Below are 25,892 nucleotides of genomic sequence, written 5' to 3' on the forward strand. Positions count from 1 at the left end.
GCACAAGACTACTGTCTTGCGAGGGCGTTTCTCGTCTTCGTTTTATGGTGGTCATGCGCGGGGCGTCTTCGGATGCGCCGGGGTTCCTGACGACCGGTCTACCAACCTGCGTATGGCCTCCACCCTTCGTTTGGTAGCGAGAGTGATGGCTCCTTTTCGTTTATCCGTCAGGAGTTACACCATGTTCAAACCAACACCCAACCCACCCGAATCCAACCCCGCATCCCCCTACGAATCCCTCGACTCCCGCAAACTCCACGAAGCCGCCGAGCGCGCCCTCGATCACTACCTCACCCCGGCCAGCCAGATCATGGCCAGTGGTGATCAATCCAGACCGATGTTCCTCGCCAACCCGGCCTACGACACCGAATCCCTGCTCGCCAATGCCAGCGAATCCCTGGGTTCCGCCACGACCATGCTCAACGATTTCGCCGCGTTGCTGGATGTCTCGCACCGCAAGACGCTGCTGGGCATTGCGCAGGTGGTGATGTTGGGGGAGTTGGCGGTGAATCAGGCGTTGGATAACGTCGAGCTCAAGGCGTAGATCGCTGCCCTCCGTGGCGAGCGGCGAGCTTGTGGTCGCGGAGGGCATTCTGTCGATGCGCAAAACAACCGTCCAAAATGGCGGTTTTCAGCCTGTTTCTGCAGCAATAGCGATGTGCCACAAAAAATGATGGCAATGCGTCATCACGCGCTCAAAAAAGTTCAACGATTATACAAAAATATAAAGTTGTACAACTTTTCCCAAAATTTATAGCATCCGTTCCAACACCTTTGCTGAAACGATAAATCCAGCGTCAGTCCTGGATTTGTCCGCTGGTGCGTGGCCCGTCGGTACGGCTTTTCGCGTCAGTTTGTTGCAGCCGGGTCAGTGGAAGCTGCCCGTATTTCGCCCAGGACGACGACCCCGAATATGAGCGGTAACTCCGGTTATCAGAGATCTATTTTTTGTGCCTGACGCTGAATCGCGTCAGGGCGTTAGAGGCTGAACATGGCAGAAGCATCGAATTTCCTGGGCAACATCAAGGTTTCCCGAAAGTTGGGGGCCGGGTTTGGCGTTCTTTTGCTGGCGGTGGGGGCGGTGGCTTTCATTGGCTATAGCAGCAGCAATGTGCTGGTGGATCGCCTGGACACCACGCGTCTGATCGGCACGCTCAACGATGCGTCGCAGGACATGCGGTTGTCGGAGAAGCAGTACGAAGCGGCAGCGGATGCGGCGTTTGCCGAGGCTTATCAGTCGCGGCTGACGGTGTTGCAAGGGCTGATCGCGAAGGCCTTGCAGACCCTGACGCGGGCGGAAAACCAGCAAGCCTTGAAGCGTTTGCAGGACACCACGCTGGCTTACGATCAGCAGGTCAAGCGTTTGGTCGAGGCGGACAAGGCGACCAGCGATGCGCTGAAACCGTTGGGGGCGATGTCGGACAAGTACGCCGAGACCTTCAACAGCATGTTCGAGAGCACCACGGCCAGCGCATTGGCATCTGCCGACAGCGCGCGGGTGGCGGACTTGCGCACGGTGGCGGATCTGCGCAATGGCATGACGATGTTTCGTCTGATGCTGCGGCGTTATATCGCCGTGCCGAGCGAGGCCAACAAGCAGGTGCTGCTGGACACCACCGATGCCTTCCTGGCCGACATGAGCAAGGCGCGCAGCGGGTTGCCGGCGGCCCTGTCGAGTCAACTTGAGGAGGCGCAGGCCGGGATGCGCCGTTATCGCGAGGTGCTGGTGCAGGTCGCCGCGCTGTTCGAGCAGAAGCAGAGCCTGCGCCAGCAGGTCGATCAGCAGAGCCAGGCGATGGACAGCATCATGACCGGCCTGATGGACACGCAGCAGCGTCTGGCGCGGGACGATCAACAGCGTGCGTTTATCCAGATTGCCGTGCTGACGGTGCTGGCGCTGGTGGTCGGTCTGTTGGCTGCGGTGCTGATCTCGCGGCAGATCACCGGGCCGCTGGCGCTGACGGTGGAGCTGGCGCGACGGATTGCCAAGGGCGACCTGACGGTGCAAGCCAAATCCAGCCGCAAGGATGAATTGGGCGATCTGCAAAACGCGATGCAGGACATGGCGCAAAGTCTGAACACGCTGGTGCAGGGGATCGGTAACGGCGTGACACATATTTCGACATCGGCGGAGAAACTCTCGGCGATGAGCGAGCAGACCAGCGCCGGTGTGCGCCAGCAGAAAGTCGAGGTGGATCAGGTCGCCACGGCGATGCACGAAATGGCCTCGACCGTGCAGGAGGTGGCGCGCAACACCACCGACGCATCCGCCGCCGCGACACTGGCCGATCAGCAAGCACGACACGGCAGTGCGGTGGTCAAGCAGGCGACTGTGCAGATCAGCGAACTGTCGGTGGCGATCGAAGAGTTGGGCGCGGCGATGAACGTGCTGTCCCAGGACAGTGAGCAGATTGGCAAGGTCATCGATGTGATCAAGGCAGTCGCTGAGCAGACCAATTTGCTGGCGCTGAACGCGGCGATTGAAGCGGCGCGGGCGGGGGAGCAGGGGCGTGGTTTTGCCGTGGTTGCCGATGAAGTGCGCTCGCTGGCGCAACGTACTCAGGACTCGACCAAGGAAATCGAAGCGCTGATCGTCACCTTGCAGCAGGGTACGCAAGCGGCATCTACGCTGATGACATCCAGCCGCGAGCGCACGCTGGACACCGTGGTGCTGGCGCAGAAAGCCGAGCAGGCGATCACCGAGATCAACCATTCGATCGGCACGATCCAGCAAATGAGCCTGCAGATTTCCGCCGCCGCCGAGCAGCAAAGTGCGGTGGCCGACGAGATCAATCGCAGCATCGTCAGTGTGCGCGATGTGGCCGATCAGTCGGCCGTCGCCAGCGAAGAAAGTGCTGCCGCAACCATTGAACTGGCGTCGCTGGGGCAGGACCTGCAACGCATGACGGCGCATTTCCGCACCTGATGGCATTTCGCAATGAACCTGGCCGGAATTGACCGGTCAGCCTGTATAAGCGGGGGCCGCCAAGCGGCGCCACCCGGTCCGTGCAGTGATTTTTTTCTGGGCCATGGATGGTTGCAACCCGCTCTCAGGGGGCGTCATGACCAATACACCAATTTTCCCCCAGCCCAGCGGGGGGTGCCAAGGATGCCGGCAAAAAGGCGAGGCCGATATGGCGTTCTCCTTCGCGTTCCAGCCGATTGTCGATGTGCGTGATCAATCGACCTTCGCCCACGAGGCACTGGTCCGGGGCGTGCAGGGCGAAGGCGCACTGTCGGTTCTGCAGCAAGTCGATGACCAGAACCGCTATCGCTTCGATCAACTATGCCGCGTGCGGGCGATCTCCACGGCAGCGCAGTTGGGGCTCACCGGGTTTCTTTCGATCAACTTCCTGCCGAACGCCGTTTATCGTCCGGACCTGTGCATTCGCAGCACGCTGGAGGCGGCCCGCGCACACGCGTTTCCGCTTGATCGACTGATCTTCGAAGCGGTCGAGGGCGAGCACGTTGAAAGCAATAAGCACTTGATGAACATCCTGCGCGAGTATCGCGAGTTTGGTTTCAAGACGGCCATTGATGACTTCGGTGCGGGGTATTCCGGGCTGAATCTGCTGGCGGACTTTCAGCCGGATCTGATCAAACTGGACATGGCGCTGATCCGCGATATCCACCGAGACCGTGTGCGTCAGGCGATCGTGCGGGGCGTGGTGGGCATGTGTACTGAACTGGGGATCGAGGTGATTGCCGAGGGCATCGAGCACCCGGAGGAACGGGACTTTCTCGCCGATTGCGGGATTTATCTGATGCAGGGTTTCTGGTTCGCCAAACCGGCGTTTGAGGCGATGGCGCAGATTCCGCTGGAGGCGTGGCAGCCGATTTGAGGCGAACCTGAACCCGCGCTGTCGATCAGCAAAGTTTCATCTTGCCGGGTGCGGCGAAGGCCTAGGATGCTTGCACAAGATCATCCCAAGGGGAGCCGTACCATGCGCACCAATGTCGTCAAAGTGCTGTTGATCGCTGCAGCTGTCTCGGTATTGAGTGCCTGTTCGGGCTCCGGAGGTTTGACCACCACCAGTTGTTTCTCCTCGGATTGCCAATCGCCGGAGGGGCGCAGTCATGCGACGACCCTGAAGTTTGGCGGCAACAGCATTGGCAGCAGCTTGAACCAGTACAGCTCCGGGATGTTGCATGACGATTGATAGATTTCCTGGCTGAGAATCAATGTGGCGAGGGAACTTGCTCCCGCCGGGGCGCGAAGCGGCCCCTCAAAAGAAGGCCTGCTGCGCAGCCCAGCGGGAGCAAGCTCCCTCGCCACAAATGTTTGTGCCTGGAAGATTACTGCGGCACTGCCAGCCACTCACCAATGACCTTCTGATAACTGCCAGTGACTTTACTCAGATGCAGCCACTGATCAACGTACAGTTTCCAGCTGATGTCATCGCGCGGCAGCAGGTACGCCTTCTCGCCGTACTGCATGTATTGGTGCGGATTCACCGCGCACAACCCCGGTTTGAGTTTCTGCTGATACAGCGCTTCCGAGGCGTCGGTGATCATCACGTCGGCCTTGTTGTCGAGCAGTTGCTGGAAGATCGTCACGTTGTCGTGCAGCGCCAGTTGCGCCTTGGGCAGGAAGGCGTGGACGAAGGCTTCGTTGGTGCCGCCGGCGGGTTCGACCAGACGCACGTTGGGCTGGTTGATCTGCTCGATGGTCTGGTACTTGGCCTGCTCGGCACAGCGCACCAGCGGGATCTTGCCGTCGCTGTCGAGGGTGTCGCTGAAGTAGGCTTTTTTCTGCCGGTCCAGCGTCACCGAAATCCCGCCCATGCCGATGTCGCACTTGCCGGCCTGCATGTCCGGCATCAGGGTTTTCCAGGTGGTTTGCACCCACTCGACTTTCACTCCGAGGCTGTCGGCCAGCGAGCGCGCCATGGCGATGTCGATGCCCTCGAAGTCGCCGTCGGTGCGCTTGAAGGTGTAGGGCTTGTAGTCGCCGGTGGTGCAGACGCGCAGTTGGCCTTGTTGCTGGATGCTGTCGAGGTGCGAAGGGCTTTCCTGCGCCTGAACGCCGGCGGCCAGGGTCAGCGCGCCGCAAAGGATCATCGTGCTTTTTAGAATGGTCATGGACATCGGGCTTCTGCAGAGGACGGTGAGCCAGTGTAGTGAAAGGCCTTCTCGGGTGTCATCCCGCGTCCGGACTCAACGTGCCGAGCCACGCCACCAACGCCACGATCAGCAGGGCCATGCCCAGTTCCAGCAGCACGCTGCGCCTGAGTGCATGCGCCGCGATGACGTGCTGTCCATCGCGTAGCGATCGCTCCAGCGCAGGCCCAAGGTGAAAGCGGTTCAGCGCGGCCAGCACCAGCATCGCGGCAAACAGCAAAACCTTGATCGCCAGCAACATCCCATAGGTGCCGAGCAGCACGTCGTCAAGCCTCGGGCCGACGATGAACAGGTAATTCACCACGCCGCTCACCGACAGCGTCAGCACAATCGCCGCGCCGATCCACTCGAAGCGTTTCACCGCCGCAGCCAGCAGGCGAGTCCGCGCTTCATCCACACCATCCCGCGTCAGCAGCACCAGCGCCAGCATGCCGCCCAGCCATGCCCCCGCCGCCAGTAAATGAAGCACGTCGCTGAGGAAATGCCAGAGTCGCAGCGAGCCCTCGTCCATTGCTCCGTGCCCACTCCACGCAAGGGAGGTGAGGGCGACCGCGCCGGCCATCGACGCGAGCCACTTCCCCGGCTGAGCCAGCACCACGATCAGTGCAATCATGCGCAGCGCCCACGCCAACCCGACGTCCGTTTCCAGCAGCATCATCTGCAGGTGCGGCCAGAGTGCGGCGAGTTGGGTTTCGCCACTCATGGCGCTCGTCATCAGCAGCAGTCCAGCGACTGACAGCAGGGCACCGAGCAACGCCAATCCACGCAACAGCGGCCTGAACCGCAGCGGCGCGTTCACGCTGTACAGCGCAAACAGCGCCACCCCGAACAACAGCAACAAATCCACATACAACGCCAGGCGCAGAATGATGTTGATCAGTTCAGCCATCGCTCACTGCACTTTGAACGTGACGTTGCCGGTGATCGGGTGCGTGTCGGACGACACCGCGCGCCACTCGACTTTGTAGGTGCCGGCGGACAACGGCGTGAGCGGGGTGACAAGCATGGATTTCGGGTCGCTGCCGGCGCTGACTCTGGCCTTCATCGGCATCGGCGAATGGGCCATGCCGGGCATCTCGGTCATCACCAGTTTGGCGCCGGAGAACTGAGTCAGCAGGCTCTCGGAAAAGTGCAGTTCGATCTTGTCGGGAGCCGCGCCGTCGGCACCTTCGGCCGGGGTTGATGACAGCAGTTTCGGGTGAGCCTGAGCGAGGCTGCTCAGGAGCAATCCGCTGGCGAGTACAAGGGTGATATTCAACGTGCGCATGCAAGACCTCTGGGGGTGTTTTTCAATGGGATTCAGAACCACAGCCGCACACCAAGCACGAGCCGTGCTTCGCTGCGACTTTCGCCTTCTTCGCGGACGTAATCGGCGGTGTTGCCGTAGGTGCGGTGCCACGTCACGCCGAGGTACGGCGCAAATTCGCGGCGGATTTCGTAGCGCAGGCGCAGGCCGGCTTCGGTGTTCGACAGGCCGGAGCCGAGGCCCCGTTGCGGGTCGTTTTTGCCGTAGACGTTGAGCTCGGCGGTGGGCTGCAGGATCAGCCGATTGGTCAGCAGAATGTCGTAATCGCCCTCCAGCCGCAGCGCGCTTTGTCCGCCTTCACCGAGAAACGCCGTGGCCTCGGCTTCGAAGTTGTACAGCGCCATGCCCTGTACGCCGAACGCGGCCCAGGTTTGCGGCGCGCCGGGTTTGAAGTCCTGACGCACGCCGCTGACCACGTCCCACCACGGCGAAATCGCGTGGCCCCACAATGCCTGGAGCTCGGCGTCCTCGGCCTTGCCGTTGCTGCGTTCGCCTTCGGAGCGCAGCCACAGGCGATCAATGTCGCCGCCAATCCAGCCGGACAGATCCCAGGCCAAAGCGCTGCCGTCATCGGCGTTTTGCCATTCGAGTTTGTCGGCGAGGAAGTAGCTGTTGATCGCGCTGTCGTGCACCTGATGGCCGCCGGGGCTGACAAACACGGCGGCGCGGTCGGCGTCGGTCAGCACCGGGATCGGCGTGCGACTTTCAGTCGGCGCGGCGGGCTGCATCATGCCGTCGTCCATGCTCTGCATCGAGTGATCCATGCCGGGCATCTGACTGTGATCCATGCCTTGCATGTCGTCGGCGGCCATGACGGAGCTGCCGAGGATTAACAAGGAGAACGCTGCGAATCGAGTCATGTTCGGCCCCTTCATTCTTCCACCCGCACTTCGCGGAACATGCCGGTTTCCATGTGATAAAGCAGATGGCAGTGATAGGCCCAGCGGCCCAATGCATCGGCCGTCACCCGGTAGCTGCGACGGGTACCGGGGGGCATGTCGATGGTGTGTTTGCGCACCTGAAAGTTGCCGTTCTCGTCTTCCAGATCGCTCCACATGCCGTGCAGGTGGATGGGGTGGGTCATCATCGTGTCGTTGACCAGCACCAGACGAATGCGCTCGCCGTACTTGAGGCGCAGCGGCTCGGCGTCGGAGAATTTGATGCCGTTGAACGACCAGGCGAATTTCTCCATGTGCCCGGTCAGGTGCAGCTCGATCGTGCGCCCGGGATCGCGGCCGTCCGGGTCTTCGAAAGTGCTGCGCAGGTCGGCGTAGGTCAGCACGCGACGGCCGTTGTTGCGCAGGCCGAGGCCAGGGTCGTCGAGTTTCGGCGCGGTGCTCATGGCTTGCATGTCCACCAGCGGATTGTCCTGTTCGCTGGCGGGGTGCGATTGCATCGGGCCCATCGCCGAGTGATCCATGCCCGCCATGGCGCTCATGTCCATCGAGCCGTGATCCATCCCGGCCATGCCCATGTCGTCCATGGTCACCAGCGGGCGCGGGTCCAGCGCAGGCACCGGTGCTGCCAGACCGGCGCGGGTGGCGAGGGTGGCGCGGGCGTAACCACTGCGATCCATGGCCTGGGCAAACAGGGTGCAGGCCTCGCTGTCAGGCTCGACGATCACGTCGTAGGTCTCCGCCACGGCGATGCGCAGCTCGTCGACGCTGACCGGTTTGACGTGCAAACCGTCTGCAGCGACCACGGTCATTTTCAGCCCCGGAATGCGCACGTCGAAGTAAGTCATGGCCGAGCCGTTGATCAGCCGCAGACGCAGTTTCTCGCCGGGGCGAAACAGCCCGGTCCAGTTGCTGTCGGGCGTATGGCCGTTGATCAGGAAGGTGTAGGTGGCGCCACTGACGTCGGCGATGTCGGTGGGGTTCATCTTCATTTGCGCCCACATCGTGCGGTCGGCGACGGTGGCCCCCCAGCCTTTGTCGCTGACGTCGTCGATGAAATCGCCAACGGTGCGCTTGTGGTCGTTGTAGTAGTCGGACTGCTTTTTCAGGGTCTTCATCAGGCTGGCCGGGTCTTCGTCGGTCCAGTCGCTGAGCATCACCACGTAGTCGCGGTGGTACTGGAACGGCTCCGGCTCTTTCGCGTCGATCACCAGCGGCCCGTAAACCCCGGCCTGCTCCTGCAAGCCGGAATGGCTGTGATACCAGTAAGTGCCGTGCTGCCGCACCTTGAACTGGTAGACGTATACGCCGCCGGGTTCGATGCCGTGAAAACTCAGGCCCGGCACACCGTCCATGTTCGCCGGCAGCAGAATGCCGTGCCAATGGATCGAGGTGCTGGCGCTGAGTCGGTTGCGCACCCGCAACGTCACCGTATCACCCTCGCGCCAGCGCAAGAGCGGGCCGGGCAGACTGCCATTGATGGTCAGCGCAGTGCGCGGGCTGCCGGTGAAGTTGACCGGGGTTTCGCCGATGAACAGCTCGAATTCGCTGCCGCTCAGTTCGTTGATCTGCCCAGGCGGGGTCAGCGCCCAGACAGGCGCGCGCCACAGACCGAGGCCGCCGAGCAGGCCGCTGGCGGCCAGGCCTTTGACGAAGGTGCGTCTTGAGGTGTTGGAAGGCATGCGCTGGAAGTCCCCGTTTGATACATGACGGGAGGCTAACCAGCGTCAGCTTTCAGTTGGCTGAGGCGGGAATTACAGTTTTGACAGTTTGATCGTTTGCCCTACAGACCGAGACCTTCCTGCACTGCCAGCAACAGATTGTTTTCGGTCAGCGCGATGGCATCCAACTGCTGGCCCGTTTCAATCGACTGCATCCACCAATGGCTTTCACCGTGCTCATCCACGGTACGCAGCAGATAAGTGTCCGTGGCTGACGGGATGATCTGCACCCGCCCGGCGCCATCCTCGGTAAACCGTGCAATGGGATCGAATGTCAGGGTTTGATGATTGGCCTCTATCACCAGTTGGTCGATGGCGTAATCGTGGGATTCACCGTCGGGTGAAGTTTCGCAAACGTGGGTCGGATTGCGGCGAATCTTCAGGCCGACTTCGGTGACCGGTTGCAGCCACGCTTCGATGCGGTGGTACAGATCGTAGACCTGCGCCGGCCAGCAATCGATCTCCAGCGCGGCATCCGCATGGGTGTGCCGGGTTTGCTTGAGTTTGGCGGCCAGTTCGTCGGCTTTACTCATTTCGGATCCCTTGGTTTGATGTCTGCCTGTTAATCGTAGACCGTTCAACGGCGTACGGCCTTGCCTTGCGTCATGCGCTTGCAACACAAGCATGGCGAAATCAGCGCTGGCCAAGTCTGGTCAGCATCAAAAACCACGGACGCAGGCGTCCCAAGGAGCGGGTACATGAAAAAGCTGTTTACAATTCTGGCGCTGATCGCGCTGACGGCCGGTAGCATCGGCCTGAGTTCGGCGCGTCAGTCGAACGCCAGCAAGGTACAAACGGAAGCGGTAGCGGGGCAGTTCGATTACTACCTGCTGACGCTGTCCTGGTCGCCAACGTTCTGCCTCACCCACAAAGATGACGTGCAATGCTCCGGCAAGGGCTACGGTTTCGTGCTGCATGGTCTGTGGCCGCAATACGCCAATGGCGGCTGGCCGGAATCCTGCCCACCACTCACCACGCTGTCGGCGGCGGAAACCACCAAAGGCCTGACACTGTTCCCGACCAGGAAACTGCTCGATCACGAATGGTCCAAACACGGCACCTGCAGCGGTCTGGGCGCGATGGGCTATCTGGATGAAGCGGACAAAGCGGTTGGCGCGGTGAAAATTCCGCAGGAGCTGCAACCGTTCAGCTCCTCGTATTACTTCGAAGCCCAGGAAATCGCCGACCTGTTCCGCAAGGCCAACCCGGGGATCCCGGCCAATGGCATCGCGGTGATCTGCAGCGGCCCGGAACTCTCGGAAGTGCGGGTGTGCATGGGCAAAGATCTGCAGTTTGGCGCGTGCGGCAAGGGCGTGAAGACCCAGTGCCGGGCGGGGGATATTCGGGTGCCGCCGTCGCGGTGATGTGAGCGGTTCCACGAACAGGAAAGGGCGCCCGAGCGGGCGCCTTTTTTTTGCCTGAAGGTTTGAAGCACCCGGAAAATTCACGCATGCTTGCGCGCCCCAAAAGGATGACCCGCCACACTGCAAGGAGCTGTTCATGAGCGGAAAACCCGCCGCCCGCGTCACCGATCCGACCGCCTGCCCACTCCCGGGACATGGCACCAATCCGATTGCCAGTGGCTCGCCGAATGTGAATTTCGACGGATTGGTGAAAAGTGGCTTATCTCCTTTGGCCCTTCATTAAACGTCAATGTAGACACAAATCATGCAAATGCTTTGGGGTTGTTTACTGCCCGTATCGCGGGGAGCAAATCGGCAGCCGATATGCTTTTTGACTCAATCATGAAGGATTTTCCATGATGTACAGGGTGCTCATTTGTTGCTTGCTCGCTATTTGCTCAGGTTGTGCGAAAGACCATACAAAGCCTCCCGCAAACCTGAACTTCGAATCTGTGGAAAGAGAAAAGTCGCTGCTATACATCATCCGGTATCAGTCGGACGTTGATGTGTTGGATCTTTTTGATCGCGGGGAGCGAGTTGGGATGATTTCGGGCATGCTTCATTGCGCATTGGCGGATGATCATGATTTCTCAGTAGGCAAAGCCATACAGTTCTCCGCATCCGGTTTGATACGATCGGAAAAAAATGAAAACAACAAGGGAAAGTTTTCCTACCTTACTCGCGCATTCCTCAGTGAAACTTCCAGCAACCGAAGTTCTGAGAGAAATCTTTCAGTAACAGAACTGAATCAACTCCTCGCGAACAAACAACAAATCCCCTGCAAAGTCGTCGTCACCGCGTACGGCTACAAACCCTACTACTCAAACACCATGAACCTGCCGGTCGCGGATTTGCTGCGGGAAATCAACAAACCCCGATAGCCGTCATCGGTGCACTGCGCGATTGCCCTACGCAGATACGCGAGGGCGATCACCCGCAAAACCACCACTGAAAATAAATCGACGTGCGGAGATCATCCAAATCCCTTGCGCGCCGATACAACGGGGCAGGCGTGTGTTGGCGGGGCGGGTTTGCTGTGCGCACCCCGCTGGGCTACGCTCATGAAAAGTAAGGGTTTCGGGCTGCGGCCCCTGTCGTACCTGCCCAGGACACGTTTTTGCCAATCCCCATTCACGACCCCCATCAGACTCCCGGCACGCTTAAACGCCTGCCACTGCGCAAGGCGGCAGCGCTGTTCATCGTTGCGGTATGCCTGTGCCTGTCCGGCTTGCTTTATCTGCAACTCGAGCAGACACGGCGTCAGGACCTGGCGAACGCGCAGATCGCGTCGACCAACCTGACCCGAGCCATGGCGCAGCAGGCCGAAGACACGTTTCTGGCCGCCGATTTGGTGCTCACCAGTCTCGCTGATTGGGTCGAGGACGATGGTTATGGCGCCGCGCAGCGACCACGTCTGCAAAAAACCTTCGCGCGTCGGGTGCAACAACTGGAGCAGTTGCACGGCATGTTCCTCTTCGATCGCGAGGGCCAGTGGGTGATCACCTCGTTCCCGGACCTGCCCCGTGGCAATGGCATCGCTGACCGCGAGTACTTCAGGTTTCACCAGCAAAACGCTTCTACCGTGGCGCACATCGGCCCGGCGATTCGCAGCCGCGAGAATGGCCAGTGGATCATCCCGATCTCGAAACGCATCAACGACCGCGCCGGCAACTTCCAGGGCGTGCTGATGGCCGGGATCAAGATGGCGTACTTCGACCGGTTCTTCAAAAGCTTCAGCCTCGATGACAACGGCATCATGTTTCTCGGACTCAAGGACGGCACGTTGCTGGCGCGGCGACCGTTCGACGAAGGCCTGATCGGCTCGTCGCTGGCGCAAGGCAGGATCTACCAGAAGCTGCTGCCCGAAGCCCCGGCCGGCACTGCGATGATCAAGTCGGTGGTCGACGGCGTGGTGCGCTTGTACGGCTACCGCCAGTTGGCGGCTTATCCGCTGGTGGTAGCGTCCGCCTCTTCGCGCGACACGATTCTCAAGGGTTGGTATGAGCGGGCCTTTCAGTCCAGCGTGATTGTGGCGCTGGTGATTCTTGGCGTCGGCCTGTTCGGCTGGGTGTTCATTCATCAGGTGCGCGACGGCGAGCGAATCGAGAAAAACCTGCGCAAGGCACAGCGCACACTGGAGCAGATCGCGACCCACGACAGCCTGACGGGGCTGGCGAATCGGCGCCTGTTCGAGCAATCGCTGGAGATCGAATTTGCTCGCGGTGCACGGCAGTCGAGTCCAGTCGGCTTGATCATGCTCGATATCGATTTCTTCAAGCGCTACAACGATGCCTACGGGCACGTGGCAGGGGATCACTGCCTGACTCAGGTGGCCCAGGTGTTGAAGCATTGCTCTCAACGCAAGTCTGACCTGGCGGTGCGTTACGGTGGCGAAGAGTTCGCGGTGTTGCTGCCGGATACCGACATCAACGGTGTGCTGGCGATTGCCGGGCAGATTCGCCGCAGCGTGATGGATAAACGCATTACTCACAGCGGCTCGCCCACCGGTTACCTGACGGTCAGCTTGGGCTGCTACTCATTTATTCCGAGCGGCAATGACAGCCTCGAAGTGTTCATCCAGCGTGCTGATGCGGCGCTGTATCAGGCAAAAAATGCCGGGCGCAATCGCGCGGCGGTGTTGTCGCTGGAGGAGGGTGTTGCCGAGTTGATGCGGTCGGATCGCTAAAGCCTCCGCGCTTGATCTGTGGCGAGGAATCGGATTCCAGCGCCACAGATTCATGCCTTCATGCCGGATCACCAGCGGTCACGCTTATTCGTTCAGCTGCCTGTGCCACCGCCGGCACCGCCAGTTCCGCCGCCGGCCGAACCGGTGCCGCCCCCCGCTCCCGATCCAGAACCCATGGTGCCACTGTTGGTGCCGGTACCCTTGCTGGCGCCATCGGTACTGTCACCGTTTTTCGGAGCGCCGGGGGTGCTGTTGGGTGGCATGTTGGTGCCGCTTGTAGCACCGGATTTGGTGCCGGAGGCATCCGCCCCGTCATTGGCGGCAAAGGCGCCGACCGAGGCGGTGGCCAGCAGCCCGGCGAGCAACAGGGAAGTCAGTTTGCGCGTTGTCATGGTACGTCTCCCAAAAAGGTTCGGTTACCTGACTTTGGTCTGACGGCCGCAACTGTTGGTGCCGATTGGCTGACGAGCGGTTGTCGAGCCTCAGCCTCGATCCTCAGCCAGTTTCTGCTCCAGCACCTGCCGCACCTGCGGCCACTCGTCATCGATGATGCTGAAACGCACCGAGTTACGCTTGCGGCCGTCGGGCATGATCCGCTCGTGGCGCACGATGCCTTCCTGTTGCGCACCGAGGCGCAGAATCGCGTTGCGCGACTTCTGGTTGTTCTCGTCGGTGGTGAACTGCACTCGCACGCAGTCGAGCACCTCGAAAGCGTGACGCAACATCAGGTATTTAGCTTCCGTGTTGACGAAGGATTTCTGCCAGCGTGCCGAGATCCAGCTGCTGCCGATTTCCAGTTTGCGATTGAGCGGGTCGATCTTCCAGAACCGGGTCGAGCCGATCACTTCGCCGCTATCCTTCAACACGATCACAAACGGCATGACCGTGCCGGCATCACGGCCGTCGAGGGCTTTTTTCAGATAGCTGTCGATGGTGCTCGCCGACGGCACCACAGTGACGGTGAGGTTCCACAGTTCGCCGTCGGCGGCAGCGCGGAGCAGGGCGTCGGCGTCGCTGTACTGAAGTGGACGCAGGAGGATGCGCGGGCCTTGCAGCGTGGTGAGCATGGAGGCGAGTCTCGGCAGTTTGGGGCAGTGACGAGCGCCTATTACGCCGCAGCCGGTTGATCCGATGCAACCACCGCCTTTAGCAAAGGGTCACAAATTTCACACCTTGTTCGCCGGAGCCTGGACGATGAAAAACCTGCGGATCGCCACGTTCAACGTCAACGGCCTGCGCGCACGCTTGCCGAACCTGCTGGCGTGGCTCAAGCGCGAGCAACCGGACATCGCTTGTCTGCAGGAACTCAAGTTGGTCGACAGTGCATTCCCCGCCGCCGAACTGGAGGCAGCGGGGTACGGCGCGATCTGGCACGGGCAGGCGTCGTGGAACGGCGTGGCGATTCTCGCTCGCGATGCGCAGCCGCTGGAGAGTCGCCGCGGTCTGCCGGGCGATCCCGAGGACAAGCACAGCCGTTATCTGGAGGCGGCGGTGCACGGTGTGTTGGTCGGCTGCCTGTACCTGCCCAATGGCAATCCGCAGCCGGGGCCGAAGTTCGACTACAAACTGGCCTGGTTCGAACGCTTGATCCGCTACGCCAAGGATTTGCAAAGCAGCGATCATCCGGTGGTGCTTGCCGGCGATTACAACGTGGTACCCACTGACATGGACATCTACAACACCCGCTCCTGGCTCAAGGATGCGCTGCTGCAACCCGAAAGCCGCGAGTGTTATCAGCGGCTGCTTGATCAAGGCTGGACTGATTCGCTGCGCCATCTGTATCCCGACGATCGCCTCTACACCTTCTGGGATTACTTCCGCCAGCATTGGCAAACCAACTCCGGTCTGCGCATCGATCATCTGCTGCTCAACCCGGCACTCAGCCCGTATCTGCACGAGGCCGGCGTCGACGCCTGGGTGCGCAACGAACCGCACGCCAGCGACCATGCGCCGACCTGGATTCGCATCGGTTCGCGCAAGCGTCGGTAGCGCTGATTGGCGAAATCAATTGTCGGAGTCCGGGGGCGATCCCGTATACATGTCGGCCATCGGCGCAGCAATGCGCGGCCACATGCAAAAGGACTGAGCAATGAGCGAGCCACGTCTGGCGAATCCGACGTTGTACCTGCAACACCTGGGGTTCGACGCTCCACCGGCACCGACCCTGGAAACCCTGCGGCAGTTGCAGTTGCGGCATACCGGCGTCTTTCCCTTCGAGAACCTGTCGACGATCACTGGCGCGCCGGTGCTGATTGATCTGGCGTCGGTCGAACAAAAAGTTCTCCACGGTGGCCGGGGTGGTTACTGCTACGAACTGAACAATCTGTTTCTGGCGTTGCTGCAGGAGTTGGGCTTCGAGGCCCGTGGCATCTCCGGGCGCGTGGTGCTGGCGCAACCCGAGGGCGCCTGGACGGCCCGTACGCATCGCTTGAGCCTGGTGATCATCGACGGCGAGCGTTACATCACCGATGTCGGCTTCGGTGGTATGGTGCCGACCGCGCCGCTGCTGCTCGATACCGAGGCTGAACAGGCGACGCCGCACGAGTCCTATCGCATCGAGAAACAGGCCGATGGTTACATGCTGCGCGCCAATGTCGCCGGCGAATGGCGCGCGATGTACCTGTTTGATCTGCAACGCCAGGAAGACATCGATTACACCCTCGGCAACTGGTACGTCTCGACCCATCCCGAATCACCGTTTGCTCAGCGGTTGATGGTTGCGCGCACCGGCGATGGCTGGCGCCGGACCCTGAACAACGGCAGTTTCGCGATTCATCATATGGGCGCCGCCAGCGAGCGACGCGAGGTGGCGGATGTCGATGAACTGCTTGAAGTGCTGGAGCAGGAATTCGGCCTGCGCGTGCCTGACCAGCCGCATGTGCGCCAGTCGCTGGCGCGGATGCTCGTACCGGCCTGATCTCAGGGCTTGGCCTCCGGTTCCAGTACCCGGCGGATTTCCCCGACCGCCGCCGACAGCTTTTTTTCCAGACTCTTGAGGTCGGCGGCGGTGATGCCTTTCTTGAATTGCCCGGAGTGGTGCGGCTCGACGTCCTGCGTTTTGCTGCCAGCCTCCAGCAGGGTATGGCGCAGAGTGTTGTTGATCACCGTCTGATAACCGAACCCTTCGTTTTCCGCCACGCTACGGGCGGCTTCGATGACGGCGTCATCGAGCATGATGGTGATGCGGGTCTTGCCCTTGGTGGACGCCAAGGCACCGCGTTTGCCCTGCGAGAAGTCGTATTCGTCTTTCATCGTTCAAGCCTCCTGAAAATAAGCGCAACGTTCGCTCGGTGTGGCGACACGTGCAGAAATGATTCGTACGACGTTGGCTTCGCGATAACTGTACGCAACCACCAGCAAACGTCCTTTGCCATCGAGACCGAGGGTGATCCAGCGCTGTTCGTCATGATCGTTGTTCTCGATCGTCAGCGCGCGTTCGTCATGAAAGACCGGCTCGGTCTCGGCAAGGCTGACGCCCCTGTGCTTGAGTTTGTTGGCTGCGTTCTTGCTTTTGTCGTACTGAATTTCGAATGACTTCATTATGCATACTTTATATGTATAAAAAAGAGCGCCGGTGCACCGCTGGTCGCCATGAATAATTCAGCCTAGTGCGATAAGAACCGGGGGCAGGAGGGGATGTGTTGCCGGATTTGTGGGAGATGGAGGTGGCGAGATAGAAGCTTGGGTGGCTACCTATCCATTATGTGACTGATAAGTTGTATACAACTCTATGGACATTTGTCCCGAGTATTGAATACAGTGTGCGCATAACAAAAACCAGGGAACCCCCCACATGAAAACGCCCCATGTTTCACACCAACGGCCCGAGGACGAAAATCTCGGGGTCGGCGCGAATATGGCTTACGGCCTGCAACATGTTCTGACCATGTACGGCGGTATCGTTGCGGTGCCACTGATCATCGGCCAGGCGGCCGGGCTGTCGCCGGCGGACATTGGTTTGTTGATTGCTGCTTCATTGTTTGCGGGGGGGCTGGCGACACTGCTGCAAACCCTGGGTCTACCGTTTTTTGGCTGTCAGTTGCCGCTGGTGCAGGGCGTGTCGTTCTCCGGTGTGGCGACCATGGTCGCCATCGTCAGCAGTGGCGGGGAGGGCGGCTTCCAGTCGGTGCTGGGCGCGGTGATTGCCGCGTCGTTGATCGGCTTGCTGATCACCCCGGTGTTCTCGCGAATCACCAAGTTTTTCCCTCCACTGGTCACCGGTATCGTGATCACCACCATCGGCCTGACGCTGATGCCGGTGGCCGCGCGCTGGGCCATGGGTGGCAATAGCCACGCGCCGGACTTCGGCAGCATGCAGAACATCGGTCTGGCGGCGGTGACGCTGGTGCTGGTGTTGCTGCTGAGCAAGGTCGGCAGCTCGACCATCTCACGTCTGTCGATCCTGTTGGCCATGGTGATCGGCACGATTCTGGCGGTGTTCCTCGGCATGGCGGATTTCTCCGGTGTAACCCAAGGGCCGATGTTCGGCTTCCCGACGCCGTTCCACTTCGGCATGCCGACCTTCCACTTCGCCGCGATCCTGTCGATGTGCATCGTGGTCATGGTGACCCTGGTGGAAACCTCGGCGGACATTCTGGCGGTCGGTGAGATCATCGGCACCAAGGTCGACTCCAAACGCCTGGGCAACGGTCTGCGCGCGGACATGCTGTCGAGCATGTTTGCGCCGATCTTCGGTTCGTTCACCCAGAGCGCCTTCGCGCAGAACGTCGGGCTGGTGGCGGTGACCGGGATCAAGAGCCGTTATGTGGTGGCTACCGGGGGCATCTTCCTGGTGATTCTCGGGCTGCTACCGTTCATGGGCCGGGTGATCGCTGCAGTGCCGACTTCGGTGCTGGGCGGCGCCGGTATCGTGCTGTTCGGTACGGTGGCGGCGAGCGGGATTCGCACACTGTCGAAGGTTGATTACCGCAACAACGTCAACCTGATCATCGTCGCCACCTCGATCGGCTTCGGCATGATCCCGATTGCCGCGCCGAACTTCTACGATCATTTCCCGAGCTGGTTCGCGACCATTTTCCACTCGGGCATCAGCTCGTCGGCGATCATGGCGATTGTGCTGAATCTGACCTTCAACCACTTTACCGCCGGCAACTCTGACCAACAGTCGGTGTTTGCCGCCGCAGAAGAGCGCACCCTGCGTTATCGCGACCTGGCGGCGCTGCGTGAAGGCGATTACTTCAGCGACGGCAAGCTGCACGATTGCGATGGCAAGGAAGTGCCGGTGATCGAGCCTGATGAACACGATCATGGGCATGGTGCGCCGAAGACCCAGATGAAGAGCAGCGAGCATGTTTGAGCGCTGAATGGATGAAAGAGGCCGATCTGTTGTGAGACAGATCGGCCTTTTTGGTTTGAAGAGCAAAAGATCGCAGCCTGCGGCAGCTCCTACAGGGGATCGGAGCTGCAGCAGGTTGCGATCTTTTGACTTTTCGAGCGCCCACAAAAAAGCCCCTGAATCTTGCGATTCAGGGGCTTTGCTATTTGGCTCCACAACCTGGACTCGAACCAGGGACCCAATGATTAACAGTCATTTGCTCTACCAACTGAGCTATTGCGGAATTGGTGCGTATGTTACTGATTCAAAAAGAGAAGTCAAGCGTCGGGTGTAAATTTTCTGCGTTAGGCAGGACGGACGGTGTTTTGTCAGCGATTGGCGGTTACCAGAACCGCCTCACAGGTCTACCATGGTTGCCCGGAAGTGGTGACACGCGCTGCCGGCCATTCGCCGAAAAGGTACGCGCCATGACTCGAACCGTTGTTGTTTCCCTTTCACGCGAGGTGCTCGTATGAGCGTCACGCAAATCAGTCTGCCCAAGGGCGTTGGCCCGCACGCCGAGAAACTCTTCGACGCGATCACCCAGGCCAGCACCGCTGAAGAGCTGAACCGTGCTGGCGGCAAGGCCGAAGGGTTCGTGCTCGGTCTGGAAAGCACCAAGGCGATCAAGAGCCAGATCGCCGAATCGCTCTACGTCGCGTATGACGATGCGGCCAGTCAACGGGCGACGGAGCTCGCCTAACCGCCGAAGGTGATCGTACCGAGCATCAGTTTGGCGTAAGCGGCGGTGGCGGCCAGTTGCACCAGCCACAGGGCCAGGCCGCCGAGGAAGACGCCCGCTGCGACTTGCAGCACCAGGCTTTTGTCGCGTTTGGCCGGGGTGCGGGGGATGAAGTCATCCAGGTCGTCTCGGTCAGCGCGCAGGTTGTCGTTTTTCATTTGGGTTCTCACAAAATTCCTGGATGTACGAAACCTGTGGGAGCGAGCCTGCTCGCGAATGCTGTCAGCCACCAACAATGGCGCCTGACCCACCGCATTCGCGAGCGGGCTCGCTCCCACAATTCAGATTTGTGTGCAGTTTAGAGGGAATGTTGGATTCCTTCGGACAAATAAAAAACGGGAAGCCCCAAGGCTTCCCGTTTTTCATTGCCAGGCGAAATCAGATGACCTGAACGATCGCATCCGTGACCGCTTTGATGTTGCTCTGGTTCAGTGCCGCGACGCAGATGCGGCCGGTGTCCAGGGCGTAGATGCCGAACTCGTTGCGCAGGCGATGCACCTGTTCGGTGGTCAGGCCGGAGTAGGAGAACATGCCGCGCTGACGGCCGACGAAGCTGAAGTCACGCTGCGGGGCTTTTTCGGCCAGCAGGGCGACCATCTGCTCGCGCATGCCGCGAATGCGCAGGCGCATTTCTGCCAGTTCCGCTTCCCACTGGGCGCGCAGTTCCGGGCTGTTCAACACGGCGGCGACGATGCTGGCACCGTGGGTCGGCGGGTTGGAGTAGTTGGTACGGATCACACGCTTGACCTGCGACAGCACGCGCGCGCTTTCCTCTTTCGATTCGCTGACGATCGACAGGGCGCCAACGCGCTCGCCGTACAGCGAGAACGACTTGGAGAACGAGCTCGATACGAAGAAAGTCAGGCCCGATTCAGCGAACAGTCGAACAGCCGCGGCGTCTTCGTCGATGCCGTCGCCGAAACCCTGGTAAGCCATGTCGAGGAACGGTACGTGACCTTTGGCCTTGACCACGTCCAGCACGTTTTTCCAGTCGGCCGGGGTCAGATCGACGCCGGTCGGGTTGTGGCAGCAGGCGTGCAGCACAACGATCGAGCCGTTCGGCAGGGCGTTGAGGTCGTCGAGCATGCCGGCACGGTTCACGTCGTGGGTGGCGGCGTCGTAGTAACGGTAGTTCTGCACCGGGAAGCCAGCGGTTTCGAACAGCGCGCGGTGGTTTTCCCAGCTCGGGTCGCTGATCGCCACAACGGCGTTCGGCAGCAGTTGCTTGAGGAAGTCGGCACCGATTTTCAGCGCGCCCGTACCGCCGACAGCCTGAGTGGTGACGATGCGACCGGCAGCGATCAGCGGCGAGTCGTTACCGAACAGCAGCTTTTGCACCGCCTGGTCGTAGGCCGCGATGCCGTCGATCGGCAGGTAGCCACGGGAGGCGTGCTGAGCAGCGCGAATGGTTTCGGCTTCGATCACCGCGCGCAGCAGGGGAATTCGCCCCTCTTCGTTGCAGTAAACACCTACACCCAGGTTGACCTTGGTGGTCCGGGTATCGGCGTTGAATGCTTCGTTGAGGCCCAGGATTGGATCGCGGGGTGCCATTTCGACAGCGGAGAACAGGCTCATTATTACGGCGGCTCTGAATGGAGAGTGGAGGGACGTGTCGCGCTCCAGCCGAATGCACTAGAGCGGTGCACAAACGGGGAGCTAGTATAGAGGCCATCACTGAGCAATGGCGACAGGCGATTCAGCTTTTCCAGCAAGTTTTTCCGATTATTTCTTGACCGTTAGTCGATTGACTCTGTCAGAGACTTTACCGGATGTAGGACGTTTGCCTTGAAAGGCGAGGCAATCGGCTCCACATTGAGCACAATCTTCGTTTTTCCTTGGGCGACAACGGTCGTTTGCGGTCATCCCCGCGGCTCGGCTGTTTTCTGCGCGAGCCGCGATCCCAGAGGTGTGTATGTCCGAATTCCAGCTAGTCACCCGCTTCGAGCCCGCCGGCGATCAACCAGAAGCGATCCGCCAATTGGTCGAGGGTATCGAAGCCGGGCTGGCGCACCAGACGCTGCTCGGTGTGACCGGCTCGGGCAAGACCTTCAGCATCGCCAATGTCATCTCGCAGGTACAGCGCCCGACGCTGGTGCTGGCGCCGAACAAGACCCTCGCCGCGCAGCTGTATGGTGAGTTCAAGGCGTTCTTCCCGAACAACGCGGTCGAGTATTTCGTTTCCTACTACGACTACTACCAGCCCGAAGCCTATGTGCCGTCGTCCGACACCTTCATCGAGAAGGATGCGTCGATCAATGACCACATTGAGCAGATGCGTCTGTCCGCGACCAAGGCGTTGCTCGAACGCAAGGACGCGATCATCGTTACCACGGTCTCGTGCATCTACGGTCTCGGTAGCCCGGAAACCTATTTGAAGATGGTGCTGCACGTCGATCGCGGCGACAAACTCGATCAGCGTGCTTTGCTGCGGCGTCTGGCCGACCTGCAGTACACCCGCAACGACATGGATTTTGCCCGCGCGACTTTCCGCGTGCGCGGCGACGTGATCGATATCTATCCGGCGGAATCCGATCTGGAAGCGATCCGCATCGAACTGTTCGATGACGAGGTCGAGAGCATCTCCGCGTTCGACCCGCTCACCGGCGAAGTCATCCGCAAGATGCCGCGCTTCACCTTCTATCCGAAGAGTCACTACGTGACGCCGCGCGAGACTCTGCTCGACGCCATCGAACACATCAAAGTCGAATTGCAGGAACGTCTCGAATACCTGCGCAGCAACAACAAACTGGTCGAGGCCCAGCGCCTCGAACAGCGCACCCGTTTCGACTTGGAAATGATCCTCGAACTGGGTTACTGCAACGGCATCGAAAACTACTCGCGCTACCTGTCCGGACGTCCGGCCGGTGCCGCGCCGCCGACGCTGTATGACTATCTGCCGGCCGACGCCTTGCTGGTGATCGACGAGTCTCACGTCAGCGTGCCGCAAGTCGGCGCGATGTATAAGGGTGACCGTTCGCGTAAAGAAACCCTGGTCGAATACGGCTTCCGCTTGCCGTCGGCACTGGACAACCGGCCGATGCGCTTTGACGAGTGGGAAGGGGTCAGCCCGCAGACGATTTTTGTCTCGGCAACTCCGGGCAACTACGAGGCCGAGCATGCCGGGCGCGTGGTCGAACAAGTGGTGCGTCCGACCGGTCTGGTCGACCCGCAGGTTGAAGTGCGTCCGGCGCTGACTCAGGTCGACGATTTGCTCTCGGAAATCACCAAGCGCGTGGCGGTCGAGGAGCGGGTGCTGGTCACCACGCTGACCAAACGCATGGCCGAAGACCTCACCGATTACCTCGCCGACCACGGCGTGCGCGTGCGTTACTTGCACTCGGACATCGACACCGTCGAACGGGTCGAGATCATCCGCGACCTGCGTCTGGGCACCTTCGATGTGCTGGTGGGGATCAACCTGCTGCGTGAAGGTCTGGACATGCCGGAGGTGTCGCTGGTGGCGATTCTCGATGCGGACAAGGAGGGCTTCTTGCGTTCCGAGCGCTCGCTGATCCAGACCATCGGCCGGGCGGCGCGGAACCTCAACGGCCGGGCGATTCTCTACGCCGACCGCATCACCGGCTCGATGGAACGGGCGATTGGCGAAACCGAGCGTCGTCGCGACAAGCAGATCGCCTTCAATCTGGAAAACGGCATCACCCCGAAGGGGGTGTTCAAGGACGTCGCCGACATCATGGAAGGCGCCACCGTGCCCGGCTCGCGCAGCAAGAAGCGCAAGGGCATGGCCAAGGCTGCCGAAGAAAATGCCAAGTACGAAGCCGAACTGCGCTCGCCGAGCGAAATCACCAAACGCATTCGCGCGCTGGAAGAGAAGATGTACCAGTTGGCGCGGGATCTTGAGTTCGAAGCGGCGGCGCAGATGCGCGATGAGATTGCCAAACTGCGCGAGCGGCTTTTGGCTGTCTGAGCTTCATCGCCTGACCGGGCCTCTTCGCGAGCAGGCTCGCTCCCACATTGGATCTGTGTCGTTCACAAATCCCCTGTGGGAGCGAGCCTGCTCGCGAATGGCGGCAACGCGGTCTTAATGAGACTCCCCAGCCTTCAGCCCTTGCGGCAATTTTCTGGTCAGCAAAATCGCCAGCATGCTGATCCCCAACGCAATCCCGACAAAATGAAACGCGTCGTTGTAGGCCATGATCAGCGCCTGCTGATGCACGATCTCACTCAACTTGCCGAGCGCCGCCGTGTCACTGCCAAACCGGTCTGTCATCGACGCCAGCCGCTCGGCCACTTGCGGATTGGTCGGCACAACGGCTTCACGCAAATAATCGAAGTAGGTTTTGGTGCGTGCATCCAATAGCGTGGCGAGCAGGGCGATGCCGATCGCGCCGCCGAGGTTGCGCAGGATGTTGAACAGGCTCGATGCCGACCCCGCGTCCTGCGGCAGGATGTACGCCGTAGCGATCAGCGAAATGGTGACCATGATCAGCGGCTGACCCAGCGCGCGGATGATCTGGATCTGATTGAACTGCGGCCCGGCGAAATCCGGGTTGAGCACCCCCGACGAAAAACTCGCCAGCCCGAACAGCCCGAAGCCCAGGGTGCACAGCCATTTCGGCGAAACGAACTTCATCAGCTTCGGCACCAGCGGAATCAGGAACAGCTGCGGCACGCCCATCCACATGATCACTTCGCCGATTTGCAGGGCGTTGTAATTCTGGATCTGCGCCAGGTACAGCGGCAGCAGATAGATCGAGCCGTATAAACCGACGCCCATGCCCAGGCTGGAAATGCTCGACAAACCGAAGTTGCGATTGCGCAGGATGCCGAGGTTGATCAGCGGATTGGGTTTGGAGATCTGCACGATGACGAAGGTGATCAGGCTCAGCAGGGCAATGCTGCCCAGGGTCACGATCAGGTTCGATTCCAGCCAGTCCTTGCGGTGGCCTTCTTCGAGAAAGACTTGCAGGCAGCCGAGGCCGACACCCAGCGTGAGAATTCCGGTGTAGTCGGTGCTTTTCAGCACTTCCCAGTGCGCTTCCTTCTTCTCCAGCCCGTACATCAGCCCGGCGATCATGATCAGCCCCGGAGGAATGTTGATGTAGAAGATGTATTCCCAGCCCCAGTTTTCCGTGAGCCAGCCGCCAAGGGTTGGGCCGATGGAGGGGGCGAAGGTCGCGGTCATGGCGAACATCGCCATGCCTTTGGCGCGGTGGTGTTCGGGGAGTTTGATCAGGGTCAGGGTGAACGCCAGCGGGATCAGCGCGCCGCCGGTGAAGCCCTGCATGGCGCGAAAGACGATCATGCTTTCGAGGCTCCAGGCCATCGAACACAGCAAGGACGAAATCAGAAAACCCAGCGACACCCACACCGCCAGGCGTCGCGCCGAGAGCAACTGCACCAGCCACGCGGTCAGCGGAATCATGATGATTTCCGCGACCAGATACGAGGTGGAAATCCACGAGCCTTCTTCCAGCGTCGCCGACAGCGCGCCTTGAATGTCTTTGAGCGAGGAGTTGGTGATCTGAATGTCGAGCACTGCCATGAACGCGCCAAGCATCACGCTCATCACCGCAATCCAGTCCCGCCGCGTCGGTTCGCCAACGGGGCGGATCAGCGAATCACCGGCCATTGTCTGGAGCGTCTTTGATGTTCACGGTGGCGGTGACCGACATGCCCGGGCGGATCTTGCCATGCAGCGGGTTGTCGGCCTTGAAGGTGAGTTTTACCGGAATCCGCTGCACGACTTTGGTGAAGTTGCCGGTGGCGTTATCCGGCGGCAGCAGGCTGAACTGTGCGCCCGAGGCGGCGAACAGGCTGTCGACCCGCGCGTCGATCGGCGTGTCGCTGTAGGCATCGAAGGTCAGCTCGGCTTTCTGTCCGGGCTGCATGTGGCCGATCTGGGTTTCCTTGAAGTTGGCCTGCACCCAGATGTCTTCGTCCGGGACGATCGACAGCAGATACGCGCCGGCCTGCACCACTTGGCCATTGCGTGCGGCGCGCTGGCCGACCAGGCCGCTGATCGGCGCGTGGATTTCGCTGCGAGTCAGGTTGAGTTCGGCCTGGGCGATGTCTGCACGGGCGTTGGCAATCTGCGCGTCGAGGCGTTTGATCTCGGCCGTCAGTGCGTTGACCTGCTGGCGCTGGCTCTGTGCATCTGCTTGGGCCTTGGCTACCTGTGAGCGGGCGATATGGGCGTCAGCGGAGAGGGTGGTCACCCGCTCCTCGGAAACGTAACCGGGTTTGCGCAGGGTTTCAGCACGCGATAAGTCCATCTGCGAGCGGCCAAGCGTGGCCTGGGTGGTCGCCACTTGCGCGTCACTGGCGGCGATCAGGCTCGATTGCTGAGTCAATTTGCTTTGTGCCTGCAAACGCTCGGCTTCGCGGGTGGCGAGGGCGGCATTGGCGCGGTCAACGGCCAGGCGGAAATCATTGGGTTCGAGGCGCACCAGCAACTGGCCTTTTTCCACATGCTGGTTGTCCTGCACCAGCACTTCGTCGATGCGTGCGCTCAATTGGCTGGAAACGCGGGTGATCTCGCCCTGGACATAGGCGTTATCGGTGCTTTCATAAGAGCGCCCCTTGAAAAACCAATAGGCGAAGAAGCCCCCGGCAATCAACAGCACCAGGAGCAGGAAAATAAACAGGCGACGCTTGAGTTGGGCAGGCATGAGGCAAACTGTAGTCGAGGAATTGTAAGGAAAGTTATCTGCGGCTGAAT

The 25,892-nt window shown here is 60.5% G+C and carries 26 protein-coding genes, 1 tRNA gene and 2 pseudogenes; 14 read left to right on the forward strand and 15 right to left on the reverse strand.

Going from position 1 to position 25,892, the window contains the following annotated elements; genetic code table 11:
* Nucleotides 1-181: 181 nt before the first annotated feature.
* The 5 genes and pseudogenes from CRO59_RS05815 (at nucleotide 182) to CRO59_RS05830 (ending at nucleotide 4,160) form a co-directional block, all read left to right on the forward strand.
* The gene (locus CRO59_RS05815; RefSeq protein ID WP_097088612.1) at nucleotides 182-544 is read left to right on the forward strand and encodes a DUF6124 family protein; all 363 of its coding nucleotides are present in this window, start codon (nucleotides 182-184) and stop codon (nucleotides 542-544) included.
* A 447-nt stretch (nucleotides 545-991) separates the two neighbouring features.
* A pseudogene (locus CRO59_RS29195) lies at nucleotides 992-2,068 on the forward strand (methyl-accepting chemotaxis protein); the annotation flags it as partial.
* Nucleotides 2,069-2,146: 78 nt separating this feature from the next.
* Nucleotides 2,147-2,926, forward strand: a complete 780-nt coding sequence (locus CRO59_RS29200; RefSeq protein ID WP_371917805.1) for a methyl-accepting chemotaxis protein — start codon at nucleotides 2,147-2,149, stop codon at nucleotides 2,924-2,926.
* Between the two features lie 136 nt (nucleotides 2,927-3,062).
* Nucleotides 3,063-3,842, forward strand: coding sequence for an EAL domain-containing protein (locus tag CRO59_RS05825; RefSeq protein ID WP_097088616.1), 780 nt, complete (start codon nucleotides 3,063-3,065; stop codon nucleotides 3,840-3,842).
* Between the two features lie 102 nt (nucleotides 3,843-3,944).
* Nucleotides 3,945-4,160 (forward strand): hypothetical protein, encoded by a 216-nt coding sequence (locus tag CRO59_RS05830; RefSeq protein ID WP_097088618.1) that lies wholly within the window; start codon nucleotides 3,945-3,947, stop codon nucleotides 4,158-4,160.
* Between the two features lie 136 nt (nucleotides 4,161-4,296).
* On the opposite strand, the gene CRO59_RS05835 is transcribed toward CRO59_RS05830, so the two are convergent.
* The 6 genes from CRO59_RS05835 to CRO59_RS05860 form a co-directional block, all read right to left on the reverse strand.
* On the reverse strand, nucleotides 4,297-5,082 hold the full coding sequence (locus tag CRO59_RS05835; protein WP_097088620.1) for a transporter substrate-binding domain-containing protein: 786 nt from the start codon (nucleotides 5,080-5,082) through the stop codon (nucleotides 4,297-4,299).
* Nucleotides 5,083-5,140: 58 nt separating this feature from the next.
* The gene (gene copD / locus CRO59_RS05840) at nucleotides 5,141-6,010 is read right to left on the reverse strand and encodes a copper homeostasis membrane protein CopD (protein WP_097088622.1); all 870 of its coding nucleotides are present in this window, start codon (nucleotides 6,008-6,010) and stop codon (nucleotides 5,141-5,143) included.
* A gap of 3 nt (nucleotides 6,011-6,013) precedes the next feature.
* Complete coding sequence (gene copC / locus CRO59_RS05845) at nucleotides 6,014-6,388, reverse strand: copper homeostasis periplasmic binding protein CopC (protein WP_097088624.1); 375 nt, start codon at nucleotides 6,386-6,388, stop codon at nucleotides 6,014-6,016.
* A 32-nt stretch (nucleotides 6,389-6,420) separates the two neighbouring features.
* Complete coding sequence (locus CRO59_RS05850; protein ID WP_097088888.1) at nucleotides 6,421-7,287, reverse strand: copper resistance protein B; 867 nt, start codon at nucleotides 7,285-7,287, stop codon at nucleotides 6,421-6,423.
* Nucleotides 7,288-7,298: 11 nt separating this feature from the next.
* On the reverse strand, nucleotides 7,299-9,005 hold the full coding sequence (locus CRO59_RS05855; protein WP_097088625.1) for a copper resistance system multicopper oxidase: 1,707 nt from the start codon (nucleotides 9,003-9,005) through the stop codon (nucleotides 7,299-7,301).
* Between the two features lie 101 nt (nucleotides 9,006-9,106).
* Nucleotides 9,107-9,577 carry a hypothetical protein gene (locus tag CRO59_RS05860; RefSeq protein WP_097088628.1) on the reverse strand — a complete coding sequence of 157 codons (471 nt, stop codon included), beginning with the start codon at nucleotides 9,575-9,577 and terminating at the stop codon, nucleotides 9,107-9,109.
* Nucleotides 9,578-9,742: 165 nt separating this feature from the next.
* Here CRO59_RS05860 and CRO59_RS05865 point away from each other — a divergent pair, with 165 nt between their 5' ends.
* From CRO59_RS05865 to CRO59_RS05885, 4 genes and pseudogenes are all read left to right on the forward strand, one after another.
* The gene (locus tag CRO59_RS05865; protein WP_097088630.1) at nucleotides 9,743-10,408 is read left to right on the forward strand and encodes a ribonuclease T2; all 666 of its coding nucleotides are present in this window, start codon (nucleotides 9,743-9,745) and stop codon (nucleotides 10,406-10,408) included.
* 136 nt (nucleotides 10,409-10,544) lie between these two features.
* Nucleotides 10,545-10,655: pseudogene (locus tag CRO59_RS05870) on the forward strand (PAAR domain-containing protein); the annotation flags it as partial.
* A 148-nt stretch (nucleotides 10,656-10,803) separates the two neighbouring features.
* Nucleotides 10,804-11,328, forward strand: a complete 525-nt coding sequence (locus CRO59_RS05880; protein WP_097088632.1) for a hypothetical protein — start codon at nucleotides 10,804-10,806, stop codon at nucleotides 11,326-11,328.
* Nucleotides 11,329-11,564: 236 nt separating this feature from the next.
* Entirely contained in the window at nucleotides 11,565-13,133 is a 1,569-nt protein-coding gene (locus CRO59_RS05885; RefSeq protein ID WP_097088634.1) for a sensor domain-containing diguanylate cyclase, read from the forward strand.
* A gap of 92 nt (nucleotides 13,134-13,225) precedes the next feature.
* Here CRO59_RS05885 and CRO59_RS05890 read toward each other — a convergent pair whose 3' ends face one another.
* Both CRO59_RS05890 and CRO59_RS05895 read right to left on the reverse strand, forming a co-directional pair.
* Nucleotides 13,226-13,525 (reverse strand): hypothetical protein, encoded by a 300-nt coding sequence (locus CRO59_RS05890; protein ID WP_097088636.1) that lies wholly within the window; start codon nucleotides 13,523-13,525, stop codon nucleotides 13,226-13,228.
* 90 nt (nucleotides 13,526-13,615) lie between these two features.
* Entirely contained in the window at nucleotides 13,616-14,200 is a 585-nt protein-coding gene (locus CRO59_RS05895; protein WP_097088638.1) for a GNAT family N-acetyltransferase, read from the reverse strand.
* A 127-nt stretch (nucleotides 14,201-14,327) separates the two neighbouring features.
* Here CRO59_RS05895 and xth point away from each other — a divergent pair, with 127 nt between their 5' ends.
* Together xth and CRO59_RS05905 are read left to right on the forward strand one after the other, a co-directional pair.
* Entirely contained in the window at nucleotides 14,328-15,122 is a 795-nt protein-coding gene (gene xth, locus CRO59_RS05900; RefSeq protein WP_097088640.1) for an exodeoxyribonuclease III, read from the forward strand.
* A gap of 100 nt (nucleotides 15,123-15,222) precedes the next feature.
* Nucleotides 15,223-16,050, forward strand: a complete 828-nt coding sequence (locus tag CRO59_RS05905; RefSeq protein ID WP_097088642.1) for an arylamine N-acetyltransferase — start codon at nucleotides 15,223-15,225, stop codon at nucleotides 16,048-16,050.
* 2 nt (nucleotides 16,051-16,052) lie between these two features.
* Here the strand turns inward: CRO59_RS05905 and CRO59_RS05910 are convergent, their stop codons facing one another.
* Entirely contained in the window at nucleotides 16,053-16,385 is a 333-nt protein-coding gene (locus CRO59_RS05910; protein ID WP_097088644.1) for a BrnA antitoxin family protein, read from the reverse strand.
* 3 nt (nucleotides 16,386-16,388) lie between these two features.
* Nucleotides 16,389-16,673 (reverse strand): BrnT family toxin, encoded by a 285-nt coding sequence (locus tag CRO59_RS05915; protein WP_097088646.1) that lies wholly within the window; start codon nucleotides 16,671-16,673, stop codon nucleotides 16,389-16,391.
* Between the two features lie 253 nt (nucleotides 16,674-16,926).
* Here CRO59_RS05915 and CRO59_RS05920 point away from each other — a divergent pair, with 253 nt between their 5' ends.
* Nucleotides 16,927-18,450, forward strand: a complete 1,524-nt coding sequence (locus CRO59_RS05920) for a nucleobase:cation symporter-2 family protein (protein ID WP_097088648.1) — start codon at nucleotides 16,927-16,929, stop codon at nucleotides 18,448-18,450.
* Between the two features lie 186 nt (nucleotides 18,451-18,636).
* Here the strand turns inward: CRO59_RS05920 and CRO59_RS05925 are convergent.
* Nucleotides 18,637-18,712, reverse strand: a tRNA-Asn gene (locus CRO59_RS05925).
* A gap of 228 nt (nucleotides 18,713-18,940) precedes the next feature.
* On the opposite strand from CRO59_RS05925, the gene CRO59_RS05930 reads away from it, so the two are divergent.
* Complete coding sequence (locus CRO59_RS05930) at nucleotides 18,941-19,171, forward strand: hypothetical protein (RefSeq protein WP_003226459.1); 231 nt, start codon at nucleotides 18,941-18,943, stop codon at nucleotides 19,169-19,171.
* Here CRO59_RS05930 and CRO59_RS05935 read toward each other — a convergent pair.
* Together CRO59_RS05935 and CRO59_RS05940 are read right to left on the reverse strand one after the other, a co-directional pair.
* Entirely contained in the window at nucleotides 19,168-19,368 is a 201-nt protein-coding gene (locus CRO59_RS05935) for a hypothetical protein (protein ID WP_097088650.1), read from the reverse strand. The genes CRO59_RS05930 and CRO59_RS05935 overlap by 4 nt on opposite strands.
* A 220-nt stretch (nucleotides 19,369-19,588) precedes the next feature.
* The gene (locus CRO59_RS05940) at nucleotides 19,589-20,785 is read right to left on the reverse strand and encodes an amino acid aminotransferase (RefSeq protein WP_027611521.1); all 1,197 of its coding nucleotides are present in this window, start codon (nucleotides 20,783-20,785) and stop codon (nucleotides 19,589-19,591) included.
* Nucleotides 20,786-21,122: 337 nt separating this feature from the next.
* On the opposite strand from CRO59_RS05940, the gene uvrB reads away from it, so the two are divergent.
* Complete coding sequence (gene uvrB / locus CRO59_RS05945) at nucleotides 21,123-23,138, forward strand: excinuclease ABC subunit UvrB (protein ID WP_007969222.1); 2,016 nt, start codon at nucleotides 21,123-21,125, stop codon at nucleotides 23,136-23,138.
* A gap of 114 nt (nucleotides 23,139-23,252) precedes the next feature.
* Here uvrB and CRO59_RS05950 read toward each other — a convergent pair whose 3' ends face one another.
* Nucleotides 23,253-24,743 (reverse strand): MDR family MFS transporter, encoded by a 1,491-nt coding sequence (locus tag CRO59_RS05950; protein ID WP_177408969.1) that lies wholly within the window; start codon nucleotides 24,741-24,743, stop codon nucleotides 23,253-23,255.
* A 49-nt stretch (nucleotides 24,744-24,792) separates the two neighbouring features.
* Nucleotides 24,793-25,842, reverse strand: a complete 1,050-nt coding sequence (locus CRO59_RS05955) for an HlyD family secretion protein (protein WP_097088655.1) — start codon at nucleotides 25,840-25,842, stop codon at nucleotides 24,793-24,795.
* Between the last annotated feature and the right edge of the window lie 50 nt (nucleotides 25,843-25,892).

It is taken from the genome of Pseudomonas sp. LAMO17WK12:I5 (assembly GCF_900215165.1).
Taxonomy (GTDB): domain Bacteria; phylum Pseudomonadota; class Gammaproteobacteria; order Pseudomonadales; family Pseudomonadaceae; genus Aquipseudomonas; species Aquipseudomonas putida_A.

What these genes read in the sequence shown, in the direction of transcription:
- CRO59_RS29200 (WP_371917805.1), top strand. Translation starts at nt 2,147, where the DNA reads ATGAGCGAGCAGACCAGCGCCGGTGTGCGCCAGCAGAAAGTCGAGGTG.
- CRO59_RS05850 (WP_097088888.1), bottom strand. Translation starts at nt 7,287, where the DNA reads ATGACTCGATTCGCAGCGTTCTCCTTGTTAATCCTCGGCAGCTCCGTC.
- CRO59_RS05955 (WP_097088655.1), bottom strand. Translation starts at nt 25,842, where the DNA reads ATGCCTGCCCAACTCAAGCGTCGCCTGTTTATTTTCCTGCTCCTGGTG.
- CRO59_RS05860 (WP_097088628.1), bottom strand. Translation starts at nt 9,577, where the DNA reads ATGAGTAAAGCCGACGAACTGGCCGCCAAACTCAAGCAAACCCGGCAC.
- copD (WP_097088622.1), bottom strand. Translation starts at nt 6,010, where the DNA reads ATGGCTGAACTGATCAACATCATTCTGCGCCTGGCGTTGTATGTGGAT.
- CRO59_RS05940 (WP_027611521.1), bottom strand. Translation starts at nt 20,785, where the DNA reads ATGAGCCTGTTCTCCGCTGTCGAAATGGCACCCCGCGATCCAATCCTG.
- CRO59_RS05905 (WP_097088642.1), top strand. Translation starts at nt 15,223, where the DNA reads ATGAGCGAGCCACGTCTGGCGAATCCGACGTTGTACCTGCAACACCTG.
- uvrB (WP_007969222.1), top strand. Translation starts at nt 21,123, where the DNA reads ATGTCCGAATTCCAGCTAGTCACCCGCTTCGAGCCCGCCGGCGATCAA.
- copC (WP_097088624.1), bottom strand. Translation starts at nt 6,388, where the DNA reads ATGCGCACGTTGAATATCACCCTTGTACTCGCCAGCGGATTGCTCCTG.
- CRO59_RS05865 (WP_097088630.1), top strand. Translation starts at nt 9,743, where the DNA reads ATGAAAAAGCTGTTTACAATTCTGGCGCTGATCGCGCTGACGGCCGGT.
- CRO59_RS05855 (WP_097088625.1), bottom strand. Translation starts at nt 9,005, where the DNA reads ATGCCTTCCAACACCTCAAGACGCACCTTCGTCAAAGGCCTGGCCGCC.
- CRO59_RS05825 (WP_097088616.1), top strand. Translation starts at nt 3,063, where the DNA reads ATGACCAATACACCAATTTTCCCCCAGCCCAGCGGGGGGTGCCAAGGA.
- CRO59_RS05830 (WP_097088618.1), top strand. Translation starts at nt 3,945, where the DNA reads ATGCGCACCAATGTCGTCAAAGTGCTGTTGATCGCTGCAGCTGTCTCG.
- CRO59_RS05910 (WP_097088644.1), bottom strand. Translation starts at nt 16,385, where the DNA reads ATGAAAGACGAATACGACTTCTCGCAGGGCAAACGCGGTGCCTTGGCG.
- CRO59_RS05835 (WP_097088620.1), bottom strand. Translation starts at nt 5,082, where the DNA reads ATGACCATTCTAAAAAGCACGATGATCCTTTGCGGCGCGCTGACCCTG.
- CRO59_RS05895 (WP_097088638.1), bottom strand. Translation starts at nt 14,200, where the DNA reads ATGCTCACCACGCTGCAAGGCCCGCGCATCCTCCTGCGTCCACTTCAG.
- CRO59_RS05920 (WP_097088648.1), top strand. Translation starts at nt 16,927, where the DNA reads ATGAAAACGCCCCATGTTTCACACCAACGGCCCGAGGACGAAAATCTC.
- CRO59_RS05815 (WP_097088612.1), top strand. Translation starts at nt 182, where the DNA reads ATGTTCAAACCAACACCCAACCCACCCGAATCCAACCCCGCATCCCCC.
- CRO59_RS05915 (WP_097088646.1), bottom strand. Translation starts at nt 16,673, where the DNA reads ATGAAGTCATTCGAAATTCAGTACGACAAAAGCAAGAACGCAGCCAAC.
- xth (WP_097088640.1), top strand. Translation starts at nt 14,328, where the DNA reads ATGAAAAACCTGCGGATCGCCACGTTCAACGTCAACGGCCTGCGCGCA.
- CRO59_RS05880 (WP_097088632.1), top strand. Translation starts at nt 10,804, where the DNA reads ATGATGTACAGGGTGCTCATTTGTTGCTTGCTCGCTATTTGCTCAGGT.
- CRO59_RS05930 (WP_003226459.1), top strand. Translation starts at nt 18,941, where the DNA reads ATGAGCGTCACGCAAATCAGTCTGCCCAAGGGCGTTGGCCCGCACGCC.
- CRO59_RS05935 (WP_097088650.1), bottom strand. Translation starts at nt 19,368, where the DNA reads ATGAAAAACGACAACCTGCGCGCTGACCGAGACGACCTGGATGACTTC.
- CRO59_RS05890 (WP_097088636.1), bottom strand. Translation starts at nt 13,525, where the DNA reads ATGACAACGCGCAAACTGACTTCCCTGTTGCTCGCCGGGCTGCTGGCC.